The 22228-nt window shown below is 53.5% G+C and carries 20 protein-coding genes and 1 pseudogene; 4 read left to right on the top strand and 17 right to left on the bottom strand.

Annotated elements, in window-relative coordinates:
• From CJO09_RS02250 to ftsB, 3 genes are all read left to right on the top strand, one after another.
• Entirely contained in the window at positions 1-1377 is a 1377-nt protein-coding gene (locus CJO09_RS02250; protein WP_119440893.1) for an MBL fold metallo-hydrolase RNA specificity domain-containing protein, read from the top strand.
• A gap of 77 nt (positions 1378-1454) precedes the next feature.
• The gene (gene eno, locus CJO09_RS02245) at positions 1455-2741 is read left to right on the top strand and encodes a phosphopyruvate hydratase (protein WP_114419742.1); all 1287 of its coding nucleotides are present in this window, start codon (positions 1455-1457) and stop codon (positions 2739-2741) included.
• Between the two features lie 45 nt (positions 2742-2786).
• A complete protein-coding gene (gene ftsB / locus CJO09_RS02240; protein WP_119440892.1) occupies positions 2787-3074 on the top strand; it encodes a cell division protein FtsB in 288 nt (95 codons plus the stop codon).
• 631 nt (positions 3075-3705) lie between these two features.
• Here the strand turns inward: ftsB and CJO09_RS15915 are convergent.
• The 15 genes and pseudogenes from CJO09_RS15915 to CJO09_RS02165 all read right to left on the bottom strand — a co-directional run.
• A pseudogene (locus tag CJO09_RS15915) lies at positions 3706-3810 on the bottom strand (TadE/TadG family type IV pilus assembly protein); the annotation flags it as partial.
• A 169-nt stretch (positions 3811-3979) separates the two neighbouring features.
• Entirely contained in the window at positions 3980-4894 is a 915-nt protein-coding gene (gene hslO, locus CJO09_RS02230; protein WP_119441352.1) for an Hsp33 family molecular chaperone HslO, read from the bottom strand.
• A gap of 37 nt (positions 4895-4931) precedes the next feature.
• Positions 4932-5453, bottom strand: coding sequence for a gamma carbonic anhydrase family protein (locus CJO09_RS02225; protein ID WP_119440890.1), 522 nt, complete (start codon positions 5451-5453; stop codon positions 4932-4934).
• Between the two features lie 22 nt (positions 5454-5475).
• Positions 5476-6849: an AMP-binding protein gene (locus tag CJO09_RS02220; RefSeq protein WP_119440889.1), complete on the bottom strand. Its 1374-nt coding sequence runs from the start codon at positions 6847-6849 to the stop codon at positions 5476-5478.
• A 121-nt stretch (positions 6850-6970) separates the two neighbouring features.
• Positions 6971-7486, bottom strand: a complete 516-nt coding sequence (locus CJO09_RS02215; RefSeq protein WP_166129781.1) for an RDD family protein — start codon at positions 7484-7486, stop codon at positions 6971-6973.
• Between the two features lie 158 nt (positions 7487-7644).
• Positions 7645-7839 (bottom strand): hypothetical protein, encoded by a 195-nt coding sequence (locus tag CJO09_RS02210; protein ID WP_114419737.1) that lies wholly within the window; start codon positions 7837-7839, stop codon positions 7645-7647.
• A 156-nt stretch (positions 7840-7995) separates the two neighbouring features.
• The gene (locus CJO09_RS02205; RefSeq protein ID WP_119440888.1) at positions 7996-9360 is read right to left on the bottom strand and encodes a THUMP domain-containing class I SAM-dependent RNA methyltransferase; all 1365 of its coding nucleotides are present in this window, start codon (positions 9358-9360) and stop codon (positions 7996-7998) included.
• Between the two features lie 14 nt (positions 9361-9374).
• Complete coding sequence (locus tag CJO09_RS02200) at positions 9375-9791, bottom strand: CopD family protein (protein WP_119441350.1); 417 nt, start codon at positions 9789-9791, stop codon at positions 9375-9377.
• An 8-nt stretch (positions 9792-9799) separates the two neighbouring features.
• On the bottom strand, positions 9800-11065 hold the full coding sequence (locus CJO09_RS02195) for a glutamate-5-semialdehyde dehydrogenase (protein WP_119440887.1): 1266 nt from the start codon (positions 11063-11065) through the stop codon (positions 9800-9802).
• Positions 11062-12141, bottom strand: a complete 1080-nt coding sequence (gene holA, locus CJO09_RS02190) for a DNA polymerase III subunit delta (protein WP_119440886.1) — start codon at positions 12139-12141, stop codon at positions 11062-11064. Before holA ends, CJO09_RS02195 begins: the two co-directional genes overlap by 4 nt.
• 18 nt (positions 12142-12159) lie before the next feature.
• Entirely contained in the window at positions 12160-12837 is a 678-nt protein-coding gene (locus tag CJO09_RS02185; RefSeq protein ID WP_119440885.1) for an LPS-assembly lipoprotein LptE, read from the bottom strand.
• Positions 12838-12844: 7 nt separating this feature from the next.
• Positions 12845-15505, bottom strand: coding sequence for a leucine--tRNA ligase (leuS, locus tag CJO09_RS02180; RefSeq protein WP_119441349.1), 2661 nt, complete (start codon positions 15503-15505; stop codon positions 12845-12847).
• A gap of 151 nt (positions 15506-15656) precedes the next feature.
• On the bottom strand, positions 15657-15824 hold the full coding sequence (rpmG, locus tag CJO09_RS02175; protein ID WP_003810296.1) for a 50S ribosomal protein L33: 168 nt from the start codon (positions 15822-15824) through the stop codon (positions 15657-15659).
• A 28-nt stretch (positions 15825-15852) separates the two neighbouring features.
• Complete coding sequence (gene rpmB / locus CJO09_RS02170) at positions 15853-16089, bottom strand: 50S ribosomal protein L28 (RefSeq protein ID WP_114419731.1); 237 nt, start codon at positions 16087-16089, stop codon at positions 15853-15855.
• Positions 16090-16260: 171 nt separating this feature from the next.
• The gene (locus CJO09_RS02165) at positions 16261-17448 is read right to left on the bottom strand and encodes a multidrug effflux MFS transporter (protein ID WP_228276082.1); all 1188 of its coding nucleotides are present in this window, start codon (positions 17446-17448) and stop codon (positions 16261-16263) included.
• Between the two features lie 189 nt (positions 17449-17637).
• On the opposite strand from CJO09_RS02165, the gene CJO09_RS02160 reads away from it, so the two are divergent.
• Complete coding sequence (locus tag CJO09_RS02160) at positions 17638-18954, top strand: class I SAM-dependent methyltransferase (RefSeq protein WP_425454086.1); 1317 nt, start codon at positions 17638-17640, stop codon at positions 18952-18954.
• Positions 18955-18957: 3 nt separating this feature from the next.
• Here the strand turns inward: CJO09_RS02160 and CJO09_RS02155 are convergent, their stop codons facing one another.
• Entirely contained in the window at positions 18958-20364 is a 1407-nt protein-coding gene (locus CJO09_RS02155; protein ID WP_119440882.1) for an MATE family efflux transporter, read from the bottom strand.
• Positions 20361-22118, bottom strand: a complete 1758-nt coding sequence (locus CJO09_RS02150) for an ArnT family glycosyltransferase (RefSeq protein WP_119440881.1) — start codon at positions 22116-22118, stop codon at positions 20361-20363. The genes CJO09_RS02155 and CJO09_RS02150 overlap by 4 nt, the downstream gene beginning before the upstream one ends.
• Between the last annotated feature and the right edge of the window lie 110 nt (positions 22119-22228).

The raw sequence follows: 22228 nt of genomic DNA, 5'->3' as shown, positions 1-22228 counted from the left end.
ATGGAATTATCGTTCCTTGGGGCGGCAGGCACTGTTACCGGCTCGCGTCATTTGCTCGAATCCGGCGGTAAACGTGTCCTGGTCGATTGCGGACTGTTTCAGGGGTTGAAGTTTTTACGTCAACGCAATTGGGCTCCTTTCCCGGTTAACCCAGCCGCCATCGATGCGGTTGTGCTAACTCATGCACATCTTGATCACTCCGGTTATTTGCCACGCCTGGTGCGCGATGGGTTCAAAGGGCCAATTTATGCGTCACCGGCCACGCTGGAGCTGGCCGAGGTGCTGCTGCTCGACAGTGCACACATTCAGGAGTCCGACGCCGAGTTCGCCAACAGGCATAAACTGTCTTCTCATGAGCCGGCCCTGCCGCTTTACACAAGAAAGGACGCGCAACGTGCCATTGACTTGTTTCAGCCTCTTGAGCGTGGTTCGTTTCACCCGATAGCCGGAAATATAAAGATCAAGCTGCATCGGGCCGGACACATATTGGGCGCGTCCATTGTGGAAGTGAAGTGGGATGGCCGTACCCTGGTATTTTCCGGTGACTTGGGTCGTTATAACGATCCGGTTATGCCTGATCCCGATCTTATCGAGCAAGCCGATTATCTGGTTTTGGAGTCCACGTACGGTGATCGCTCCCACGATACAAGCCCGCCAGAGAGCGTTTTGGAAGCGTTGATAGTGCGCACTGCAGAACGGGGCGGGACGGTTGTAATTCCTGCGTTTGCAGTCGGGCGAGTGCAACTGCTGCTTTATTATTTGCATCGTTTGCGCTCGCAAAACCGGTTGCCGCAGAACATGCCTATTTATCTCGACAGCCCCATGTCGGTCAGGGCTCAGGAAATTCATTGCGACTATCCGGGCGAACAGAAATTAACTAAAGCACAAGTGCGCGATGTTAATGCCGTGGCAACCCGTATTGAAAGTGTGGAAGAGTCCAAGGCTTTGGATACGTCAGTGATGCCGAAAATTATTATTTCGGCAAGTGGAATGGCGACGGGGGGGCGCGTTATTCATCATTTGAAACGCTATGCACCCGACCCCCGTTCGTCAGTTTTGTTCGCCGGTTATCAGGCGGCCGGAACGCGCGGCGCTAAAATGCTGGCTGGGGCTCAAACAATTAAAATTCACGGTGAGTATATTCCGGTGAAAGCCGAGCTCGATAATCTTTCTATGCTTTCCGCCCATGCCGATGCGAATGAAATTCTGCGTTGGTTAGGTGGTTTTCGCCAGGCGCCTTCGCATACTTTCCTGGTGCATGGCGAACCCGAGGCGGCGGACGCCTTACGTTGTCGTATTAAAGACGAGCTGGGCTGGCGTGTGAGAGCCGTTGAGCATCTTGAAAAAGTAGACTTGACGCATCACGAGCGAAGGTAATGGGCATAGCCGGGCATCGCAGTACAATGCTTTTCTAATTCAATGACTTTTTAAATTCAGGCAGGGTATTTCAAATCATGAGTGCTATTGTAGATATCATCGGGCGCGAGATTCTGGATTCGCGCGGGAACCCAACCGTTGAGTGTGATGTATTGCTGGAGTCCGGTGCAATGGGTCGAGCTGCGGTTCCTTCGGGTGCATCAACCGGGGCGCGCGAAGCCATTGAGTTGCGTGACGGCGATCAAACCCGTTATCTGGGCAAAGGCGTATTGAAAGCCGTTGAACATTTGAATACCGAGATATCCGAAGCGCTGATGGGTTTGGATGCCCAAGAGCAGACGTTTGTTGATCGCACATTAATCGACCTCGATGGAACGGAATCAAAAGGTCGTCTGGGCGCTAATGCGATTTTGGCAGCCAGTATGGCGGTTGCACGTGCCGCCGCTGACGATTCAGGTCTTTCACTGTATCGGTATTTCGGTGGGAGTGGCCCGATGCAAATGCCGGTGCCGATGATGAACGTTATTAATGGCGGCGCGCACGCGAACAATACGCTCGATATGCAGGAGTTCATGATTCTCCCGGTGGGTGCGAGCAGCTTCCGTGAGTCGCTACGCATGGGCGCCGAGGTTTTTCATGCGCTTAAAAAACTGATTCACGACCAGGGCATGTCGACCGCGGTGGGCGATGAAGGTGGTTTTGCGCCGAATGTCGCCAATCATGAGGCGGCAATTCAGTTGATTCTCCAGGCGATTGATGCGGCCGGCTACGAGGCGGGTTCTCAAATTGCCTTGGGTCTTGATTGCGCCAGCTCCGAGTTTTATCGCGATGGTAAATACCATTTGGCCGGTGAAGGAGGCGTGTCTCTCGAGGCTGCCGATTTCGCGAACCTGTTGGCAACCTGGTGCGATAAATATCCCATTATTACCATTGAAGATGGTATGGCCGAGAATGATTGGGATGGTTGGAAAATCTTAACGGATCAGTTGGGCAAGAAAGTGCAACTGGTGGGTGATGACCTTTTCGTGACCAACACCGCCATTTTGAAGCAGGGTATCGAGCAAGGCGTTGCCAATTCCATTCTGATCAAAATCAACCAGATCGGGACACTGACCGAAACTTTCGCCGCGATTGAAATGGCCAAGCGTGCAGGTTATACCGCAGTCATTTCTCATCGTTCGGGTGAAACGGAAGACGCTACCATTGCCGATATTGCAGTGGCAACTAACGCCATGCAAATCAAAACAGGATCATTGTCACGCTCCGACCGCATGGCCAAGTACAACCAGTTGCTTCGCATCGAGGAAGAGCTCGCTGAAGTGGCATCGTTCCCCGGTCGCGAGGCTTTCTACAACTTGCGTTAAACAACAGGTATGCCCCCGAACCCCGGGGGCTGACAGGGAGCGGGCATGCGATTGCTTCTGCTGGTGCTGGTGATACTGACCCTGGCGATTCAATATCCGTTGTGGTGGGGTAAAGACAGTTGGAGCCGGGTGGCGGAACTTGAGGCCAGAGTGGCCGAGCAGCAAGCCGAAAACGAAGCCCTCACGATGCGTAACAACGCTTTGGCAGCCGAGGTGCATGATTTGCGCGCCGGAACGACGGCTGTTGAAGAGCGTGCGCGGTCGGAATTGGGTATGGTGAAAGAGGGTGACGTTTTTGTGCGTATTTTGCGTTCCGATACAGCTCCCCGTTGACGCAGCTTAGGTCTGAATCGGGCTCAGGCTCAATGGGCCCATTATTGGTGTTCGGGGCGTTGGGGTTGGTTTCTGGAAAGCCTTCAATTGGTTTGTGTTGCGGGGTATGCGGGGCTGTTTCCAGCTTGGTTTCAGCGTTTATTTCCGGTGAGGTCCCTTGCCAGGGTTTGCGGCTAACCCGTGTATGGATGGTGTCCGGCCAGAGTATGGGGTTGGATTGCATTACTACCTGTGCTTCCCGACGAATAATAAGTGGGCCCGGCGCTAGAGCAGATAAGCCCGGCACCAGCGGCGTGTATTGATAGGTTAGCAACAACGATAAGGTATTGGCCTGAAAAATGGTTTCGCCTGATTTCGGACCGATACCGTCTCCCCAGCCGTTTTCCATGGCCTTCAAGTGTTGTTCACGTTGATAACTATTGCGGATAGCCCGGTAATTGAGCGTGTTGCCGGGCAAGTTTGCCGGGAAGTCGCTGAACACGGCGACCGATGGCGAACGAATCTGAATATGCCAGGGAGACGCTTCCGTACTTGGCCTATTCCCATGCAAGGGAAGCGTGCTTTGTTTGAAGGCGAGGGCCATGGCAGAGGGATGAGCGTGGTGGATGCTGCCCGCTTTGGCGGCGCTGATAAGTGCCGCCCCGACAGCCTGACGTGTGTAAATCCAATGTGTTAGTTCGACTGCGCCAACCCCGGCGAGGATCATGGGTAACGTAATGAGCGAAAATTCAACCATGCTTGCGCCTTTTTCATATTGCGCGTATGCGCGGTGTAACACGGCACTGCCAGTTGTTTTCGGGAGGCATCGACTTGAAGGTGTGGCCACAGCCGGGTTGATTTTTGTCATACCCTTATTTTGGCTTTGCCCGAGATCGTTTGTCGATTGCGACTTCTACGGTAGGCGTTTAATGAATTGAGCGAGGGTGCGCATGAGCGCTGTCGGGATTGTGTGTAAACAAGCTTGCGCAATCAACCGCATCGAATTGATAGGGTTTCCCGCAAAAATTGCACGAAACGTCGACCGTCTCACGCTCAGTCAGAATACTTTCCACTTCATCACGCCCAAGCATACGCAGCATATTGCCGACCCGTTCACGGGTACAAGGGCAATGCCACCGTATTGATTGCGGTTCAAAAGTCAGTAACGTTTCTTCCCAGAAGAGACGTTTGATTATTGTGTCGACACCCAGTTCGCGCAGCTCTTCGGGTTTTAAGGTATCGGCCAGCGTAACCGCGCGGTTCCATGACTCTTCTGATGAGGTATCTGCGTGGCCTCCGTGATCGGGCAGTTTTTGCAACAGCAAGCCACTACTGCTGTTTTCGTCGGCAGCCAGCCACAGGCGGGTGTCAAGCTGCTCGGAGTGTTGCATATAGTGTTCGAGCACTTGTGCAACGGTTTCGCCTTCAAGCGGCACAATTCCTTGGTAAGGTTGCAAGTCGGTTGTGTTCTTGTCTGGATCCAAAATAACGCTGAAACGCCCCTCACCTTGGGTGTTCAACAAACTTTGCAGTGATCCATTGTCGGGGATCTCGGCCCCTTCACGCAATGTGGCCGTCGCCCGAATTGTGAGATCGGCGTTGCACTCGACGACGATGAGCGAAACAGGGCCGTCGCCCTGTAATTGCAGTACCAGCGACCCATTGAACTTGATGTTCGATGCCAATAAGACGGCCGCCGACATGAGCTCGCCCAATAAGTTACGAACGCAATCGGGCAGATGCTGATGGGCCATGCCGGTTTGCCAGGCCTGGGTTAACCGAACCGCCTGAATGCGGGTGCTGTTGTCTTGAAACAGGTATTTTTTAAGAAGGTCGCTCATGCCGACCATTTTAGCTTATTGGGGCGTTGAGCAGGCTTTACGCCAGCCTGACCAGATCGCGCTTGTACTCATGGCCGCGATCGATATAGTGCTGCGTGTTGGCATGCATTGTCTGGATTTCTTCGTCGCTCAGTTGGCGTAGGATTTTCCCGACACCCACAACCAGTGAGCCATCGGGAATTTCGCGGCCTTCTGGAATAATAGCGCCGGCGCCAATCAGGCAGTTTCGCCCCACAACAGCATGGTTCAATACGATGGCCTGCATGCCGATAAGCGCCCCATCTTGTATTGTGCAGCCGTGCAACATGGCTTGATGCCCGACCGTAACACGGCGCCCGATATTCAGGGGGACGCCTTCATCAACGTGCAGTACGCTGCTTTCCTGGACATTGCTTCCCTCGCCAATGGTAATGCGGGCATTGTCGCCGCGAATGGCAACGTTCGACCAGATGCTGACGCCGGCGGCCAGGTGAACGTCGCCGATGATATCGGCGCTGTCGAAAATGAACGTGTCCGGGTCAATGTTGGGTGTCAGGTTTTTGAATTGGTAGATAGGCATGGTTACAACAATGGAAAAGGTGTCAAAGGCTTAATGATACCGAACCATTGCTCTGGGCAGTTACCTGGCTGTCATTGGTTGAGTGATGCCCAACATACCAGAAATACCCATCGCGATCGATACTCGCGCATTCGCCCGTAAGATACCAGTCGCGTAGAAATGTTTGCTGGGTCGATGTGTCATCTTGCCAGTAACCCAGAAATAATGCCGGATCGGGAAAACCATGGATGTCGTATCGGTTGACGGCTATTTGCCCGCTGACGCCGGCCGGACACGGGCGCCCGGCGTCGTCGAGTACGGTGACCAAATGGCCTGGAAAAGCTTTGCCTATACTGCCTGGGCGCGCGGGCCAGCGAACATGGCTATGGCCGATAATATAAGGCGCTTCGGTTTGCCCGTATACATGATTTGGCGTTAACCCCAGCATACTTTTACACCATTCATGGACTTGTTCAGAGGGGTGTTCGCCTGTTGACATAATGGCCCGTACCGACAGACCGCTGAAATCGACATTAGGCTCTTCCATGACGGCCCGTAAAGATGAATAAGGCAGGCTAACATTAGTTACTTTGTATTTATGCAGACATTCAATGGTTTGTCGGGTGGACAAATGGCCGTCAAGGGCGACAATCGGGCGACCGAAATACAGGCAGGGCAGCAACCCCCCTAAAAGACCGTCGGTATGGGTCCAGTAGTGTTGCGTCCAGAAAATATCTTTGGACTGCGGAAACCAATTCTGCGATGCGACGAACCCGGGCAAGACGCCAATTAATGCGCTATGCGGTAAAACAACCCCCTTCAGGGTGGGTGTGGGGCCGATGGGATAGAGCAAAAAGGCGGGGCTTGAGGAGAGCGTGGGGGCGACGTGCAAGTCGCTGTTCTGACGGGCCAGGAGGCTGCTCCACGATAGTGTTAACTCGTGCTGGAAACCGAAACTGATAATCTGGCTGAGTCCTGGATACTGACCATATGCTTGAAGGATGCCGGGTGCATGAGGCATATCTATGATGGCAGCCCGGACCTGGGCGTGACTCAGACGCTCGGTGACCTGTTTGGCGTTAAGAATAGCGGGAATCGGTACAACAATTGCACCAACTGCAAGAATTGCCATGCAGGCGGTAATGTATTCGGGTGATTGGCCCATGGCCACTGCAACCCGGTCACCGCGGCCGATACCCATTTTCAGCAGGCCATTAGCCAGTTTGCCCGTGGTTTCGGCCAGTTGGCCAAAAGTACGCACGGTTGTCTCGCCGAACTCGTTTTCGGCAAATACCGCTGGGCGACGCCCTTCCAGGGTGTTGGATGCCCATCGCAAAAGGCAATATTGCGCAATATTAAACTGTGATGGAACAAGCCAACGGAATGATGAGTACAGCTCCGGATACTGGTCGTTCATAGGTGTCCGATAAATCAACGGCGCGCACTATTGGCGCGGTAGCTGTGTTACCGGTGCAAGCATGAACGAAGCAGGCTATCTATGCAACGATTTATTGTTACAAAGCCTCAAAGGCTAGGGTTTACACTGATATAAGACGTGTTCCAAGTATTCGATCGTGAAGGAACTGGCGGTCCGGGTCGAACCACGTCCAGATGAAAAGGGTAAAAGGTGCAAATACAATCAGTAGATCGGTGGAGGGGTAGCCGGTAATGCGGCTTAGCCCTTGAATAAGAAGGATTGCAATAAGGGGAATTGGCCAGGCCAAAACATAACGGAGTATCAATCGTCCGACGGTAGGAGGCAGGCCGTTTTTGTCGATTAGGCGGATATTCCAGGTTTTCATCGGCAAGGTCTGGCCTTTGTATTTCCAAGACAATACAAAGTAAATACCGATAGCGAGAAAAAGCGCGACTTGTCTTTCGTGCCGGAACATAAGCCCGCTTCGGCTCTGGGTTAACGTGTCGAATAGATAACTGGCCAGAAAAACCACGGCAAAAAGCAACACGCCTTCGTACATCATGCTGGAAAAACGGCGCCAACGACTGGGCGTGTTCATGCTATTGGGGTAGTGTGATTCGCGGGATGTTTTTTGCATTGCGCAACTAAATAAGTAGTTCAAACGTTCAGGAAAACGTCATTATCACCCAATAAATTGCCTGGAATGTGTTGTTAAGTTATAAAAAAAGCCGCTTGCGCGGCTTTTTGGAACCTGCTTCGTTTCGCAGCGGGTTCTTGCAATACGTTGGGGCCTAATTAAGCAGCCGATTCAACGTTGCGGCTAGGAGCAACATTTACCGTCGTTGCCTTGTTAACATTACCACCCAGCTTGGTGAACAGCTTTTTCAGTGCACGGCCGGGGCGGAAGCGGTTTTGCTCCTCAATGGCGGCTTGCATCAGTTGGCGCTCAAGTTCATCGGTAAGACGGATATCGCTGTGTAGTTTGTTCATAACTGGCCTCTCTTTCGTAAAAATTGAACGTTTCGTTCAGGGTTAACCCTATTATAGGGAAAACCCTAGTTAAATGCAAGCCTAATTGTTGCGTTGCATAAAAACGGCGTTCCGAGGTGCAATTTGTGTTTTTAAAACTACAGTGTATGCGCTTCTTTAGGTTCGGTATTGGTCTTTCACAATATCAAAACCGAATAAGCGGCAATCCAGTGCTCCATTATGGAGCGGGTAGCGCTTAAGAGGCTTGAGCCGCATTTTCTGTGGCAGGGCGAGGTCATTTGAAATAATGTGTACATGCCACCCATCGTAATGCTGCTTCAGGTTGCTCGCCCATTCCTGCCAGAGCGTTAATGCTTCGTCCGGAAGGCGCTCACCGTAAGGTGGGTTGGTGACCAACCAACCGTTGCCTGATGGAGGAATGACATTGCGTGCGTCGGCCACCTCAAATCGAATTGTATCGGGTGCCAGTCGGGCCCGGTCTTGATTTTGCTGCGCTGCGGCAATGGCTTGCGGATCGACATCCGTTCCCACAAGAGGCGTTTCAAGATGCGTACGAATGGCGTCACGGGCTTCGTCTTTGATGTCTCGCCAGTGCCGGTACGGATGGTCGCGCAGTCGTTCAAAAGCAAAGGGGCGCCAGATGCCGGGCGGCACACCCAAGGCAATCCACGCCGCTTCGATCATAATCGTGCCGCTGCCGCAGAATGGGTCCAACAAGGGAGCATCCGGATTCCAGCCCGATAGTGCAAGCAGGCCGGCAGCCAGGTTTTCGCGAATGGGGGCTTCGCCTTTATCCAGTCGCCAGCCTCGCTTGAACAACGATTCGCCTGATGTGTCCAAATAGAGGGTGGCCGAAGTTTCGTCGAGGAAAAGGTGGACGCGGGCGTCGGGACGGACGGTATCAATACTGGGTCGCTCCCCTTCCTGATCACGCAGTCGGTCGCAAATGCCATCTTTTGTGCGCAGGTTGCAAAATTGCAGGCTTTTCATCGGGCTTCGAATAGCCGAGGTGTCCACCCGAAGTGTTTGTTCAGCGCCAAACCAGCGTTCCCACGGCGTGTGGTAGGCCAGATCGAAGATATCTTCCTCGTGGCGAACCGGCGCATGGGAAAGTTGAACCAAAACGCGTGTGGCCAGCCGGGAAAAGAGGTTAATGCGCATGACGCCCGTCCAGTCGGTTTTTAACCGGCAGCCGGCGCGGTCGGCCTCAGCCGACTCGAAACCCAGGGCTTGCAGCTCCATAGACAAGGGCAACTCAAGACCGTGCGGGCAAGGAACAAAAACCTGATAGACCTGGGCCTGTTTCACGACGGGTTTACGTTCATGCTTGCGTGAAGGGGCTTTCTCTTTTGCGTGCGGCACCACCGGCGCAGGCGCCGCATATTTCTGTTTTGTGATTTCCTGTTGCGCCACATGGCGCGCCCGCGCACCACTGCGCCTGCGGGGTTTGCCTGCATCTTCCTGGTGCTGAGCGGGTTTGCGTTGTAGCGTTAATGTTTTCTTTTTTGACGTGTCGGTCATGGGTCAGCCCGAGGCTAGAAGGGACGAATGAATACCATGATGAGAACCAGGGTAAGCAAAAGCACCGGTATTTCATTAAACCAGCGATAAAATTTTTCCGAATGGGAATTGCGGTTTTGCTGGAAAAGCTGCAGATAGCGGTAGCAGACGCCGTGATACGCGAGCAGCAGAACGACGAGTCCCAGTTTCGCATGCATCCAGCCCTGGCCGCGCCCCAGGCCATAACCCAGGTAAAGCCACAACCCCAATACCACCGCCGGAATCGCCAGAATCGTCATGAAGCGAAACAGCCGACCAGCCATACCGATTAATCGGGTGTGGGTATCCGGTGAATTGTGTTGCGCAAGGTTGACATAAATACGTGGCAAATAAAACAAGCCGGCAAACCAGGAGATGACAAATAGAACATGGAAGGTTTTAATCCAAAGCATCATTTGTATTAGCCGCGTAGCTGGCCGTCTCCGGTTAACACCCATTTCAATGTGGTTAAGCCTTCCAGCCCAACCGGGCCGCGCGCATGCATCCGGTTGGTTGAAATGCCAATTTCCGCCCCCAATCCGTACTCAAAGCCGTCAGCAAAGCAAGTGGGCAGGTTAACGTAAACAGAGCTGGAATCCACATAGCGCTGGAATTGGGTTGCCGCGCCGATATGTTCGGTGACAATGGCTTCCGTATGGCCTGAACTGTAGTGGGCTATATGGTTTATTGCCTCATCTAGCGTGTTAACGACGCGAATGGCCAGGATAGGGGCAAGGTACTCGGTTTGCCAGTCTTCTTCGGTAGCTGCCGAGGCCTGTGGCACCAACGCTCGTGTTTTATCGCAACCTCGCAGTTCAACGCCTTTGCTGGTGAGCGTGTTCGCAATACGCGGCAAAACGGCCGGGGCGATATCTTCGTGCACCAAAAGTGTTTCCATTGCCCCGCACACCCCATAACGATACGTTTTTGCGTTTACAGCAATATCGTGGGCTTTATCCGGGTCGGCGGCTCGGTCGATATATACGTGGCAGTTTCCGTCCAGGTGCTTGAGCAGCGGTACTTTGGCTTCCGCCGCCAAGCGGGTAATAAGCCCTTTTCCGCCACGGGGAATAATAACGTCGATATAGTCGGTTAAGGTGATTAAACAGCCGACTGCGGCGCGATCAGTTGTATCAACAACCTGTACAGCTTGTTCAGGCAAGCCGGCCTCTTTGAGGCCGGCTTGAATAATTTGACCCAGCGCACGGTTACTATGAAATGCTTCACTGCCGCCGCGCAAGATGGTGGCGTTGCCTGATTTCAGGCAAAGTGCCGCAGCATCAATGGTTACGTTAGGGCGCGATTCATAAATGATGCCGATGACCCCCAAAGGAACCCGCATTTGGCTCACACGCATGCCGTTTGGACGCGTGACCGTGGCTGTCTGGCTTCCTACGGGATCCGGCATGTCGGCTATTTGACGCAAACCCGTGATCATTGTTTGCAGCGCTTTGTCGGACAGCGTAAGGCGATCGAGCAGCGCGGGTGACAATTGATTTCGACGAGCTGTTTCGAGGTCTTTTGCATTCTCGTCTTGCAGCCACGTTTTTCGGCTTTCCAACTGGGTTGCCATACTGCGTAACGCGTGCGCTTTTGCTTGATCGGAGGCGACCATAAGTATGCGCGATGCTTTTCGTGCCTGTTGGCCCAGAAGATTGACGAGGTTGGCGATATCTTGATCTTTCATGCTGCTTGCCGGGGTGATTGATTAGGTTTTTTCGAGGTTGCCAATGAGATACGTAACACGAGTCGGGCCAGCTCTTCCCATGGATCCGGCAAGCGGCCGCTTACGTTCAAGCCCTTGATCAGGCGGTCGATGTCGTGCGCGTGTTGAATCGATGCGGCCCATACCGCCGGCTTGACTGTTTCAAGAGCCCTCCGGGCGATCGTTTCGCGTTGCCCGAACAACCGATGGGTACGCATAAGCTCACTTAAGGGGTGGCCTTGTCGTACGGCAAGCGAAAGTCGTGAAAGGATCCGTATCTCGTCGGCAACAGCCCATAATACCAAAGGCAAGGCTTCTCCTTCGGCTTTCAGGCCTGACAATACTTTAAGCGCCCGCGCCGACTGTCCTGAAAGCATTGAGTCGCGCAGGCTGAAAACGTCATAGCGTGCGACGTTTAAAACGGCACGTTCCACTTCAGAAGGGTCAAGCCGGCCTTCCGGATACAACAAACCGAGCTTCATGATTTCCTGATGTGCGGCCAGCAAGTTACCTTCCACACGATCGGCAATCCAGTGTTCCGTTGCGGTGTCGGTTGATTGATTCTGGCGTGCCAGGCGTCGACCAATCCATTGGGGCAAGTCGTGACGTTGAACAAGGGGTATTTCAACCACGGTGGCTGATTGCCATAATGCGGTGGCCCATTTTGAGGCTCGGCCAGCTTTGTCGAGCCGAGGCAAGGACACAACGCAGGAAACCTCCTCGGCTCCGGCGTCGTTTTGGCGTTTTGCCAAGCTTATTAAAGCTTCGGCACCACTCTTTCCCGGTTTGCCGGTTGGAATCTGAATTTCAATCAGGCGACGGTCACCAAATAGTGAAAGATTCTGCATGGCACCATCAACTTCCGCCCAATCGCTGCGGGCGTCCATGACAAAACTGCTGCGCTCAGTATAAAGGGCGTTGCGCGCGGCCTGACGCAAGGCATCGGTTGCCTCGGTTACAAGCAAAGGCTCGTCGCCGGAAATGACGTAGAGTGCGTCGAGTGCGTTTGCTTTCTCCAGACTTTTGGAAAAAGTGTCGGGGTCAAGCCTGCGGGGCATGGCGAAAATCTTTGACCGTTAATAAAAAGAACTGGTTGGATTCATGTTCGGCATACGCAGCAAATCGCGATCGATGCCTAAGTCGTCATCCTGTACGGGCGCATTGTCATTTTGTACCTGGCTTTCATCAATAGGCAAGGTGTCTGCATTTTCGTACGCCTTCATGACCTCGGGTGAAGTGATACGGCGCACCATACGATCAATGAGACTTTGTTGCATTTCAACATACAACGAGCCAATTTCACCTTGTTTCGCCTGCAGTGCGCCGGAGTCGTAGGGAATCTCACGTGTTGTGCCGAGCGTGGTGGGTGCCAGCAAAATATGACCTTCGGCGTCGGTGAGCTGGAAGACAATGGTGACACTGAGCTCATATACTTCTACTTGCCCTTCAACACTGATTGAAACCTCTTCGAGATCGCGTGTAAGCGAAAGTTGCGTTAAGCGCACTTGTGCTTCTTTCGGGTCTTCCACAAAACGGGTGTTGGGTGACGTGGCGCGAATGACACGGCGCAGTTGCGCACCGAAAGCAGAGTTCTCGGCAATATTGGTGTACATCGTTTGAAACGGCAGAGGCGTTTGGCCCTTAAGGCGAAAGCCGCAGGCGGTTAAAAGCGCCAACAGCCCTACTGCAACGAGCCAGCGCAACGAGTGTCGCGCGGTAAAGACGGACGAAGCGGGCAGGGCGGCATGATGCATAGTGGTGTTATCCAACAATATTGACCAGTTTTCCAGGTACAACAATGATTCGTTTTACAGGGCGGCCTTCGAGAAAGCGACTGACGGCATCGTGCTGCGAAGCCAGTTGTTCGATTTCGGCTTTAGGGGCGCCATTTGCAACCTTCAGGCTGCCCCGAAGCTTGCCGTTAATTTGCACCATCAGTTCGATTTCATCGGCAATCAGCGCTTGTTCATCCACTTCCGGCCAAGGGGCATCGAGCAGGTCGCCAAAGTTCGCACTGTAACCCAGCTCCTGCCAAAGTTGCCAGGTAATATGGGGTACAACCGGATAGAGAACACGCAATAATATGCCCAGTGTTTCTGCCAAAGCCTGTTGCGCTGCGGGTGTGTCGGGCAGCTTGGCGCTTTCCAGTGTGTTCAGCATTTTCATGCAGGCCGATACCACCGTGTTGTACTGGATGCGTTGGTAATCGTAATCAGCCTGTTTCAAAAGGCCATGAATTTCGCGTCGCAGCGTTTGGCTGGTTTCGTCGGCGTTTGACCAGTTCGGTTGGCCGGCTTGCAAGCCTGCTTTAACCGAATTGTGCTGTGCGTGGGCAAAAAGCCACAGCCTGCGAAGAAACCGGTGTGCGCCGTCGACACCCGAATCGGACCATTCAAGAGTTTGTTCAGGCGGGCTGGCAAACATCACGAATAAACGTGCAGTGTCTGCACCCATGGTGTCAATTAAGGATTGGGGGTCGACACCGTTGTTTTTCGATTTCGACATCGTGCCGATTCCGCCGTACTCAATGGCTGAATTATCGGTCTTAAGGCGTGCGCCGGTGATGGCGCCTTTTTCGTCGTACTGGTTCTCGACCTCGTCGGGCCAGAAGTATTCGATGCCGCCTTGCGCATTCTTGCGGGAATAGATGTGATTGAGCACCATGCCCTGGCAGAGCAGCCGGGTAAAGGGTTCGCTGAATTTCACCAGCCCCAGGTCGCGCATGACACGCGTCCAGAAACGTGCATACAGCAAGTGCAACACCGCGTGCTCGATGCCGCCAATGTATTGGTCCATCGGCATCCAGTAATCATTGCGCTCGTCGACCATGGCTTGATCGTTACCGGGTGAGGTGTAGCGCATGAAATACCATGATGAATCGACAAAGGTGTCCATGGTGTCGGTTTCGCGTCGCGCGGGCGCACCGCATTTCGGGCATGAGCACGACAGGAAGGCCTCGTTCTTGGCCAGCGGATTACCCGTGCCGTCGGGGATGAGGTCGTCGGGCAAAACAACAGGCAGGTCTTGTTCGGGTACGGGAACTGGGCCGCAAGTATCGCAGTGGATAATGGGAATGGGCGTACCCCAGTAGCGCTGGCGGGAAATGCCCCAATCGCGCAGACGCCAGGTGGTTTGTTTTTCGCCCAGGCCTTTTGCTGAAAGGTCTTTGGCAATGGCATCCACCGCTTGCGCGTGGCCAAGTCCGTTATAAGGCGCTGAATTAACCGTTATACCCAGTTGTTTGTCGCCATACCATTCCTGCCAGTTGTCGGTGGAATACGCTTTCCCTTCGACTTCAATGACCGGTTTAATGGGCAGGTTGTACTTTTTGGCGAAGGCGAAATCGCGCTCGTCGTGTGCCGGTACGCCCATGACGGCGCCGTCACCGTAGCTCATGAGTACGTAATTTCCCACCCAGACATCGACAGGCTCACCGGTAAGCGGATGCTTTACCGTTAGCCCGGTTGGCATGCCCTCTTTTTCGCGCGTTGCAATTTCAGCTTCCGTTGTACCGCCTTGTTGGCAGGATTCAATAAATGCAGCAAGCTTCGGGTTGGTAGCGGCGGCATGCTCGGCCAGAGGGTGCTCGGGCGCAACAGCGCAAAAAGTTACCCCCATGATGGTATCGGCACGTGTGGTGAACACGTACATGCGGCCGTCTTGAATCAACTCGTTATTTGCGTTGCGAATATCGTGCGTAAAGGCGAAACGCACGCCTTCACTTTTACCGATCCAGTTTTCCTGCATTAAGCGAACGCGCTCGGGCCAGCCCGGCAAACCATTCTTCACCTGGTCAAGCAGCTCGTCGGCGTAGTCAGTAATACGCAGGTAGTAGCCGGGAATTTCGCGCTTTTCGACCGGTGCGCCCGAACGCCAGCCACGGCCATCGATCACCTGCTCGTTGGCTAAAACCGTTTGATCTACCGGGTCCCAGTTCACGACTTGTGTTTTGCGATACGCAATGCCTTTTTCCAGCATTTTCAGGAATAGCCATTGATTCCATTTGTAGTAGCTGGGGTCGCAGGCACACATTTCGCGCGACCAGTCGATAGCCAGCCCCATTGCCTGCATTTGCTTCTTCATGTAGGCAATGTTGTCGTATGTCCATTTTGCAGGGGGAACCCCTGATTTCATCGCGGCGTTTTCCGCCGGCATGCCGAAAGCGTCCCAGCCCATTGGCATCAGTACGTTGTAACCGCGCATACGCAATTGCCGCGCCATCATGTCGTTGATGGTGTAGTTACGTACGTGGCCCATGTGGAGTTTGCCGCTGGGGTAGGGCAGCATGGAGCAGGCGTAGAATTTTGGCTTGGGTTTGCCATTCTTGTTCTTGGCATGTTCCGTTACACGGTAGGCGTCTTGCTGTTGCCACTTTGCCTGTGCGGCCGCTTCAACTTCGGTGGGGTTGTATCGTTCCTGCATGGTCTTTGTATGGGTTGGTATAAGTGCAAACCCCACATTATAGGGTGCATGTCGGGCTTGCGTTTCAGAAGAGTGCAAAAGGCATTGGCCGGCATTGCCGGATATAAAAAAACCCTGCCGGGGCAGGGTTTTCAGGGCCAAGCTTCAGGGCTTATTTAAGCTTGGTTTCCTTGTAGTCCACATGTTTGCGCGCGACCGGATCAAATTTCTTGATGAGCATTTTCTCGGGCATGTTGCGCTTGTTCTTGGTGGTGGTATAGAAGTGGCCCGTGCCGGCGGTGGACTCGAGCTTGATCTTTTCGCGAATACCTTTAGCCATGATAAGTTTCCTTTACGCTAGCAATAAGTTAAACCGCTTCGCCGCGTGCGCGGAGGTCGGCCAGAACGGCGTCGATGCCGTTTTTGTCGATAGTGCGCAGGGCGTTGGTGCTGACACGCAGGCGCACCCAGCGGTTTTCACTTTCAACCCAGAAACGACGTGTTTGCAGGTTGGGAAGAAAACGACGCTTGGTTTTGTTGTTAGCGTGTGAAACATTGTTGCCCACCATTGGGCCTTTGCCTGTAACTTGGCATACGCGTGCCATAATTTTGCCCCTTTTCTACCTGACCTTGTTCTTTTACCGGGCCGCACTTTCAGGCCGTGGCAACTGCGTTCTACAAGGCTTGTAGCAATAAAGTAGTAATTAAGTAAAACCGAAAAATTCGAAAGTTATTTCAACTAAGCCTGCTATTCTAATACGAAAAGTGTATTTATATCAAGCGGTTTTAGCGGGCGGACTAAACGCCATTCGACCTGAAAGCCAGGAAAATGCCGCACTGATCAACAAGAGACCCATCATGGGTAATGCCGTATCGGTGTGCCATGCACTAATCGCAAGCCCGGCCATCGTTCCGCAAAGCATTTGAATCGTGCCCATTAAGGCCGATGCCGATCCCAGTCGCTTGCCCTGGTGATTCAGCGCAAGCGCCCCCGAATTCGGGAGAACGAAACCCTGGCTGGCCATAAATGCCATGAGGCACACCATGAACAGCCACAAGTTCAAAACCCCTGCCAACGTAAGCGCAACCCCTATAAGCGCGACAATAACAATACTGTTTTGCGCCAGTTTGAGCAATTTTTCAGGACTGTGGCGGTTTAGCAGCCGCGCGCTAAGTTGCGACATGGCGATAAGTGACGCTGCGTTCAGACCGAACAGAAAGCCGAAATATTCGGGGTCGACTCCATAAACATCGATTAGCACTCTGGGTGAACCTGCTATGTAGGTAAACAACCCGGCAGAGCCAAACCCGCCCGCCAGTGAGTAAAACATAAACTGTCGATGCTGCAGCAGTGCCCAGTAATTGCGCCCGATATTGCGAATGTTAAGCGGGATCTGCTTTTCTACGGGGAGTGTTTCCCGCATATGGCGCGCAGCGGCGTAAACAAGCAAAGCGCCGCACACCACCATAATGACGAAAATGCCACGCCAGCCGCCGATAAACATGACTTGGGCACCAAGAATGGGCCCCAGAATGGGGGTGACGCCCATGATCAAAATCAATAAGGAAAGCGCTTTTGAGGCATCACGCGTTTCCAGATTGTCGCGAATGACTGCGCGGGGAATGACCATGCCGGCGGCCCCACCAAAGGCCTGAACAATGCGTAAGAGAGTGAGATGAGTGACATCGTTTGTGAAGGCGCAACCAATGGATGCCAGGGTGAAGAGGGTAACGCCGAAGATTAGGGGCTTTTTGCGGCCAAATCGATCGGCAACCGGGCCGTAGGCCAATTGCGCCAGTGAAAGGCCGAAAAGGTAACTGGCCAGTGTTCTTTCCACCTCGCCTTGGGAAGCACCCAGCCCTTGTGCGATGTTGGGAAACGCCGGGAGATACATGTCGATGGCAAGAGGCCCCAGGGCGGTCAGGGCGCCCATGAGCAGTAGCCATCCAGGAATATTCATCATAATTCAACTTTACTGAAGGCAGGTCGTGCGAGCGGACGTGCATTCAAAAGTCGTCAGTGTAATAGAAATTGAAATGCTAATGTAAGTGAAATTTAGTTAACATGAAGAAAATGGCCGTGCGGCACGTTTCGTACTCGATATGACGGAATAATGCTAAATTGACGGCATAAAAAAGAAGCGTGGTGAAGAATGCCGCGTCGAGGATATGTATCTAGACTTGTTTTTGTTTGTTTACATAGGGAGCGGAGTGTGAGTTCGGTTTTGTCGATGGTAGAAAAAAAACTGGCGGCGTTGCCTGTCTCAGTGCAAATGCAATTGCCGGGTGGTGAAACAGTTGGGGCCTCAAACCCGGAAATGAAACTAATCGTCAAAGATCGTGCGACGTTAGTGAATTTTGCCACCGGCCAGGCCGGAAATTTGGGTGAGGATTATGTAGAGGGCCGCTTCGTGGTTGAGGGCAGTATGCGCAACCTGATGAAAATTGCGGCGGCGATCCTGGATCAAAACCCCGTTGACGCGGCCAAAGGGAATTGGTTAACGGCGCTGATCCGACACTTGGTGTCTATTCGTCGCCACTCCACAACCCGCGACGCTGAGCAAATTCAATTCCATTATGATTTGTCCGACGAGTTTTACGCGCTTTGGCTGGATCCTCGTCGTGTATATTCGTGCGCCTATTTCCGCGAACCCGATATGACATTGGCGCAGGCCCAAGAGGCGAAACTCGACCACATCTGCCGCAAACTTGATTTGAAAAGTGGTGAGCGTTTCCTCGATATCGGTGCCGGTTGGGGTGGTTTGTTACTTTGGGCGGCCGAGAATTACGGTGTTGATGCCACTGGTATTACGTTATCGAAAAATCAACATGCTCATGTGAATCGTTTGATAGAAGAAAAAGGTTTGAGTGGGCGCGTGCGCATGAATTTGCTCGATTACCGCGACCTCGACGAGTCTCGGCCATACGACAAAATCGCGTCCGTTGGCATGTTCGAACACGTCGGGCGGGCGCAGCTGGAGGAATATTTTGCAAAACTTCGTCGTTTGCTGGCGCCCGGCGGCTTGATTATGAATCATGGCATTACCGCCGGTGGCGTATACAACGCCGAGGTGGGCGCCGGTATGGGACGTTTTATTGAAAAGTATATTTTCCCTGGCGGTGAGCTCACACACATCAGTAATGAGCTGGCCAAAATTGCGTTAAGCGGCCTGGAGGATGTCGACGTCGAAAATTTACGCCCGCATTATGCGCGTACCTTGTGGCACTGGAGCGATACGCTGGAGGCGAATCTGGATGCAGCGCGTAAAACCCTGAAGCCGGGCGAGCAGGGCGATAAGTCTTTACGTGCTTATCGCATTTATCTGGCCGGTTGCGCGCTGGGCTTTGAACAAGGCTGGATCGCCTTGCACCAGGTTTTGTTAAAGCATAAGGCGACCGGGCGTCACGACGAACTTGATTATCCCGCCGATGAGGCCTATCCGTGGCGTCGCGATTATATTTATCGTTAATATTCAATGTTTAAACTGGCTCTGGTATTGACGTACGACACGGCGATACCAGAATTTCAGCAAGATTGCTGATAAGCCCAGCCCCAGTGCGGCCATGAACCAAAGGCTGCCGGCCCCAACCGGGGCGCCGGGCATAAGAATATCCAGCAGGGGTTGAAGTGCGCCTTTCCAGGGGCCGAAGCCCAGCAGCCAGCCGCCAACCAAACCAAACACGGTCAGTGCCACCACTTGCATGATCAGTGGCACAACCGCGACCTTATACGCTCGCAACAAGTAGGTCATGATGCATTGCATGGCATCACAGAAAAGAAATAGCGGCAGTATCGTTAACAGGGTTAAAGCGACTGCGGCTACTTCGGTATCGTCGGTATAGGCCGACACAATCAAGTCGCGGAAAACGAGAATAAGGACAACAGTTAGGCCGGCGCCCACGAGAACGACCGCCAATCCCGCCCGCCCGGTTAACAGAGCCCGCTGCGGCGCTTGTGCTCCGATCGCTTGAGCGGTGAGTGACGCTGAGGCGATCCCGATCGCCATGGGCAGCATGTAGCATAGCGCGGCCAGATTCGCCATAATCTGATGCCCTCCTGTTACGAACATGCCTTCCCGGGCGACAAGCAAAGCCATGAATGTGAAGGCACAGACCTCAACCAGGTATGAGCCACCCATAGGTAAACCCAGGCGCAACAGTGATTTAAGTTCCGCCCAGTCGGGGCGCCCCAGCCTTAATTGAAAGGGCTTGAAGAACGGGTCATGTGTGATGACCCATAAACCAATGAATAAAGTCATCCAGGCGACAATGGCTGAAGACAGGCCTGCACCGACTGCGCCCAGCGCAGGCATTCCGAATTTGCCGAAGATGAAAATCCAGTTAAACAATGCTTTGAAACCGACACTGACCAGATTGATCGTCATGACAATTTTGGGTCGTGACACCGCAGTACCCAGGCAATAGATAGTACGGAAAAGCAGGCTGGCCGGCAGCGCAATAATTAACATGCGCAGATACCATGTGACGCCGTTTCGCACTTCGGGCTCGATCGTGCCGGAGAACATCAGCCACAGGTCGGGGAAAAACAGCGCGATGCTGCCGACACCGGCCAGGCCGAAGGAAAGCCAAACGCCTTGCCCCCACGCGTGCCCCACCCGAGCAGGCTGACGGGCACCGAAATGTTGGCCGATAATGGGTATAAGCGCATGAACTACGCCCATCAGCCCAATAAAAACTGTTAAATAAATGGAGACGGACAACGCCATGGCCTGAAGGTCGGCGGCGCTCGCGTGCCCGACCATGGTGGTGTCGAGCACCCCGAAGGCGATGCCCGCCCAGGCACTGATCAGAACCGGCCAGGCTTGTTTAAGTGTTTCCTTGATGTAGAAAAACAAAGAATGCGTGCCGGCGTTGTTCATTGTGCATGAATACGAACTAGCTGAAAGAGTTCACGGCGTTCGGGTCGGCGTTTGCCTTCCCATAGCAATGTGATGTTCAGGTTGCCCAGCGGGCGTATCCCGGCGTCCAGCGCTTGTGGGCTGGTTTGAATAATGGCCAGAGCACAGTTGCGGTTGCTGGTTGGGTCCAGGCCATTAAACACATAAAATGCCGCGCGTTGTCCTACCCCCAGATCAATGGCTTGCACACATTCGTTATCACGTTGGTGCGTTTCGATTGCCTGGCTCAGTGAGTTTGATACATCGCGGTAGCTACGGACGTAGTCAAGTGCCGGCATCCAGAGGGTAACGAGTAACAGCCAGGTGGTGACGATACCTCCGGCGGACAGCACCGTACCGCGCCATAACGCCGCAGGGCGGTGCAATACGCGCCAGCGAACAAGAACCAGCCAGGCGACGGTACCGGCCAGCGCAATGGTTACGGCGGGCCAGGAAACATACGCATCGTAACCCTCGGTTTGCCGGGCGATGTTGTCGGAAATTTGCTCGGGCCATCCTGCCTGTAGTGCAACCCATCCCAGCCACACGGTTGCAATGGTGAGAGAAAAACACATGACGGCAAACCAGTCGAGGGAGTTCACCATGCCGCGACGTAAAGTAGGCAGAGCGAAGGCGGCCATCACGGCGAAAGGTACCGCCATTAAACTGTATTCCGGTTCAAAGGAATCGGCCAGGAACAGCATTGTGATGAAGGGCCAGAGCGCAAACATCAGGGGCAACCATACATGGGGTGCGCGCAGCCATGATCGCCATTGCCACAATGCCATCAGTGCGAAAGGCCAGGTGGGCCAAAGAAACCAGGGCAGATCGCGGAAAATACTGAATACTTCGCGCCAACTGGGGAATGTGAACGATTCAATATTCCATAACCACCAATATTGAGCCCAATATGGGTTCAGGCTTTGCGCGGGAATCCACCACGCGAGGCAAAGCAGGGTGCCGATCAACACCGACAAGCCGACCCATTTCAATCTGGCTCGTAAAGCGGCAGTCGGTAAAAATGCAGTGGCAATGGCAAGGTAAATTGGCAGGGCGCCAATCCAGCCGCGCGCCAAAAGCGCGGCTCCGATAGCCAGACCGAGTGTGATTGCGCCCGACAATGGACGGTCGAGCATACGAACAATCGAGTAAAAGGCTACGGCTTGTACGGCAATAATGACCGGCACTTCCGAGGTTTCGTGCATGCGCCACATAATGCCGGCAGTTGCCAGAATCAGCAGCAGTGAGGCGTCGGCTATCATGCGGCCATAGTCGCGCTCGGTGGGCTCGCCACCGAACGGTAAACGCAGAGGTTGTGGTTCGGGTCGTCGCCCTAAAAGGTAGGTGGCGTACCACACGGCGCCTACCATTAGGCCGAACCAAAGTAAATTGGGTAAGCGTGAGGCAATAATCTGCGCGTCGAGTGTTTGGGTGAATAGCGTAAAAATGGGGGTAAAGACGCTAATAAACGCAGCGCCAACCCACATTGCCAGGGGGCCGTCCTGAGCATGCGCAAAACTGCCTATTTGGGGAAGCCAGGCAGCTTGGTCGGGGCCGTTCAGTGCGGTAAGCATTGTGGCCAGGCCAACGATATCGTCGGTTTTCCACGGTTCGCGAAAGAACAGGCCGGCAAAAATGTAAATAATGCCCAACAATAGCAAATAGAGCCTCGGCAGTTTTGCGGTTGCCGGGGCGGTGAGTCGTGCCGGAGTGGATCGAGGATGATGAGGCGCCACGTTCTGACAATAAGACGATGCTTAAAAGGGGAATCTTAAATTAAAAAGGCAGCCGTTTGGCTGCCTTTTCCAACTGCCGCGCTATTGGGCGCGGCAGAGAGGGTAGCTTT

Source organism: Neopusillimonas maritima, from assembly GCF_003576595.1.
Taxonomy (GTDB): Bacteria; Pseudomonadota; Gammaproteobacteria; order Burkholderiales; family Burkholderiaceae_B; genus Neopusillimonas; species Neopusillimonas maritima.
This window is presented reverse-complemented; position numbering and strand designations above follow the sequence as displayed.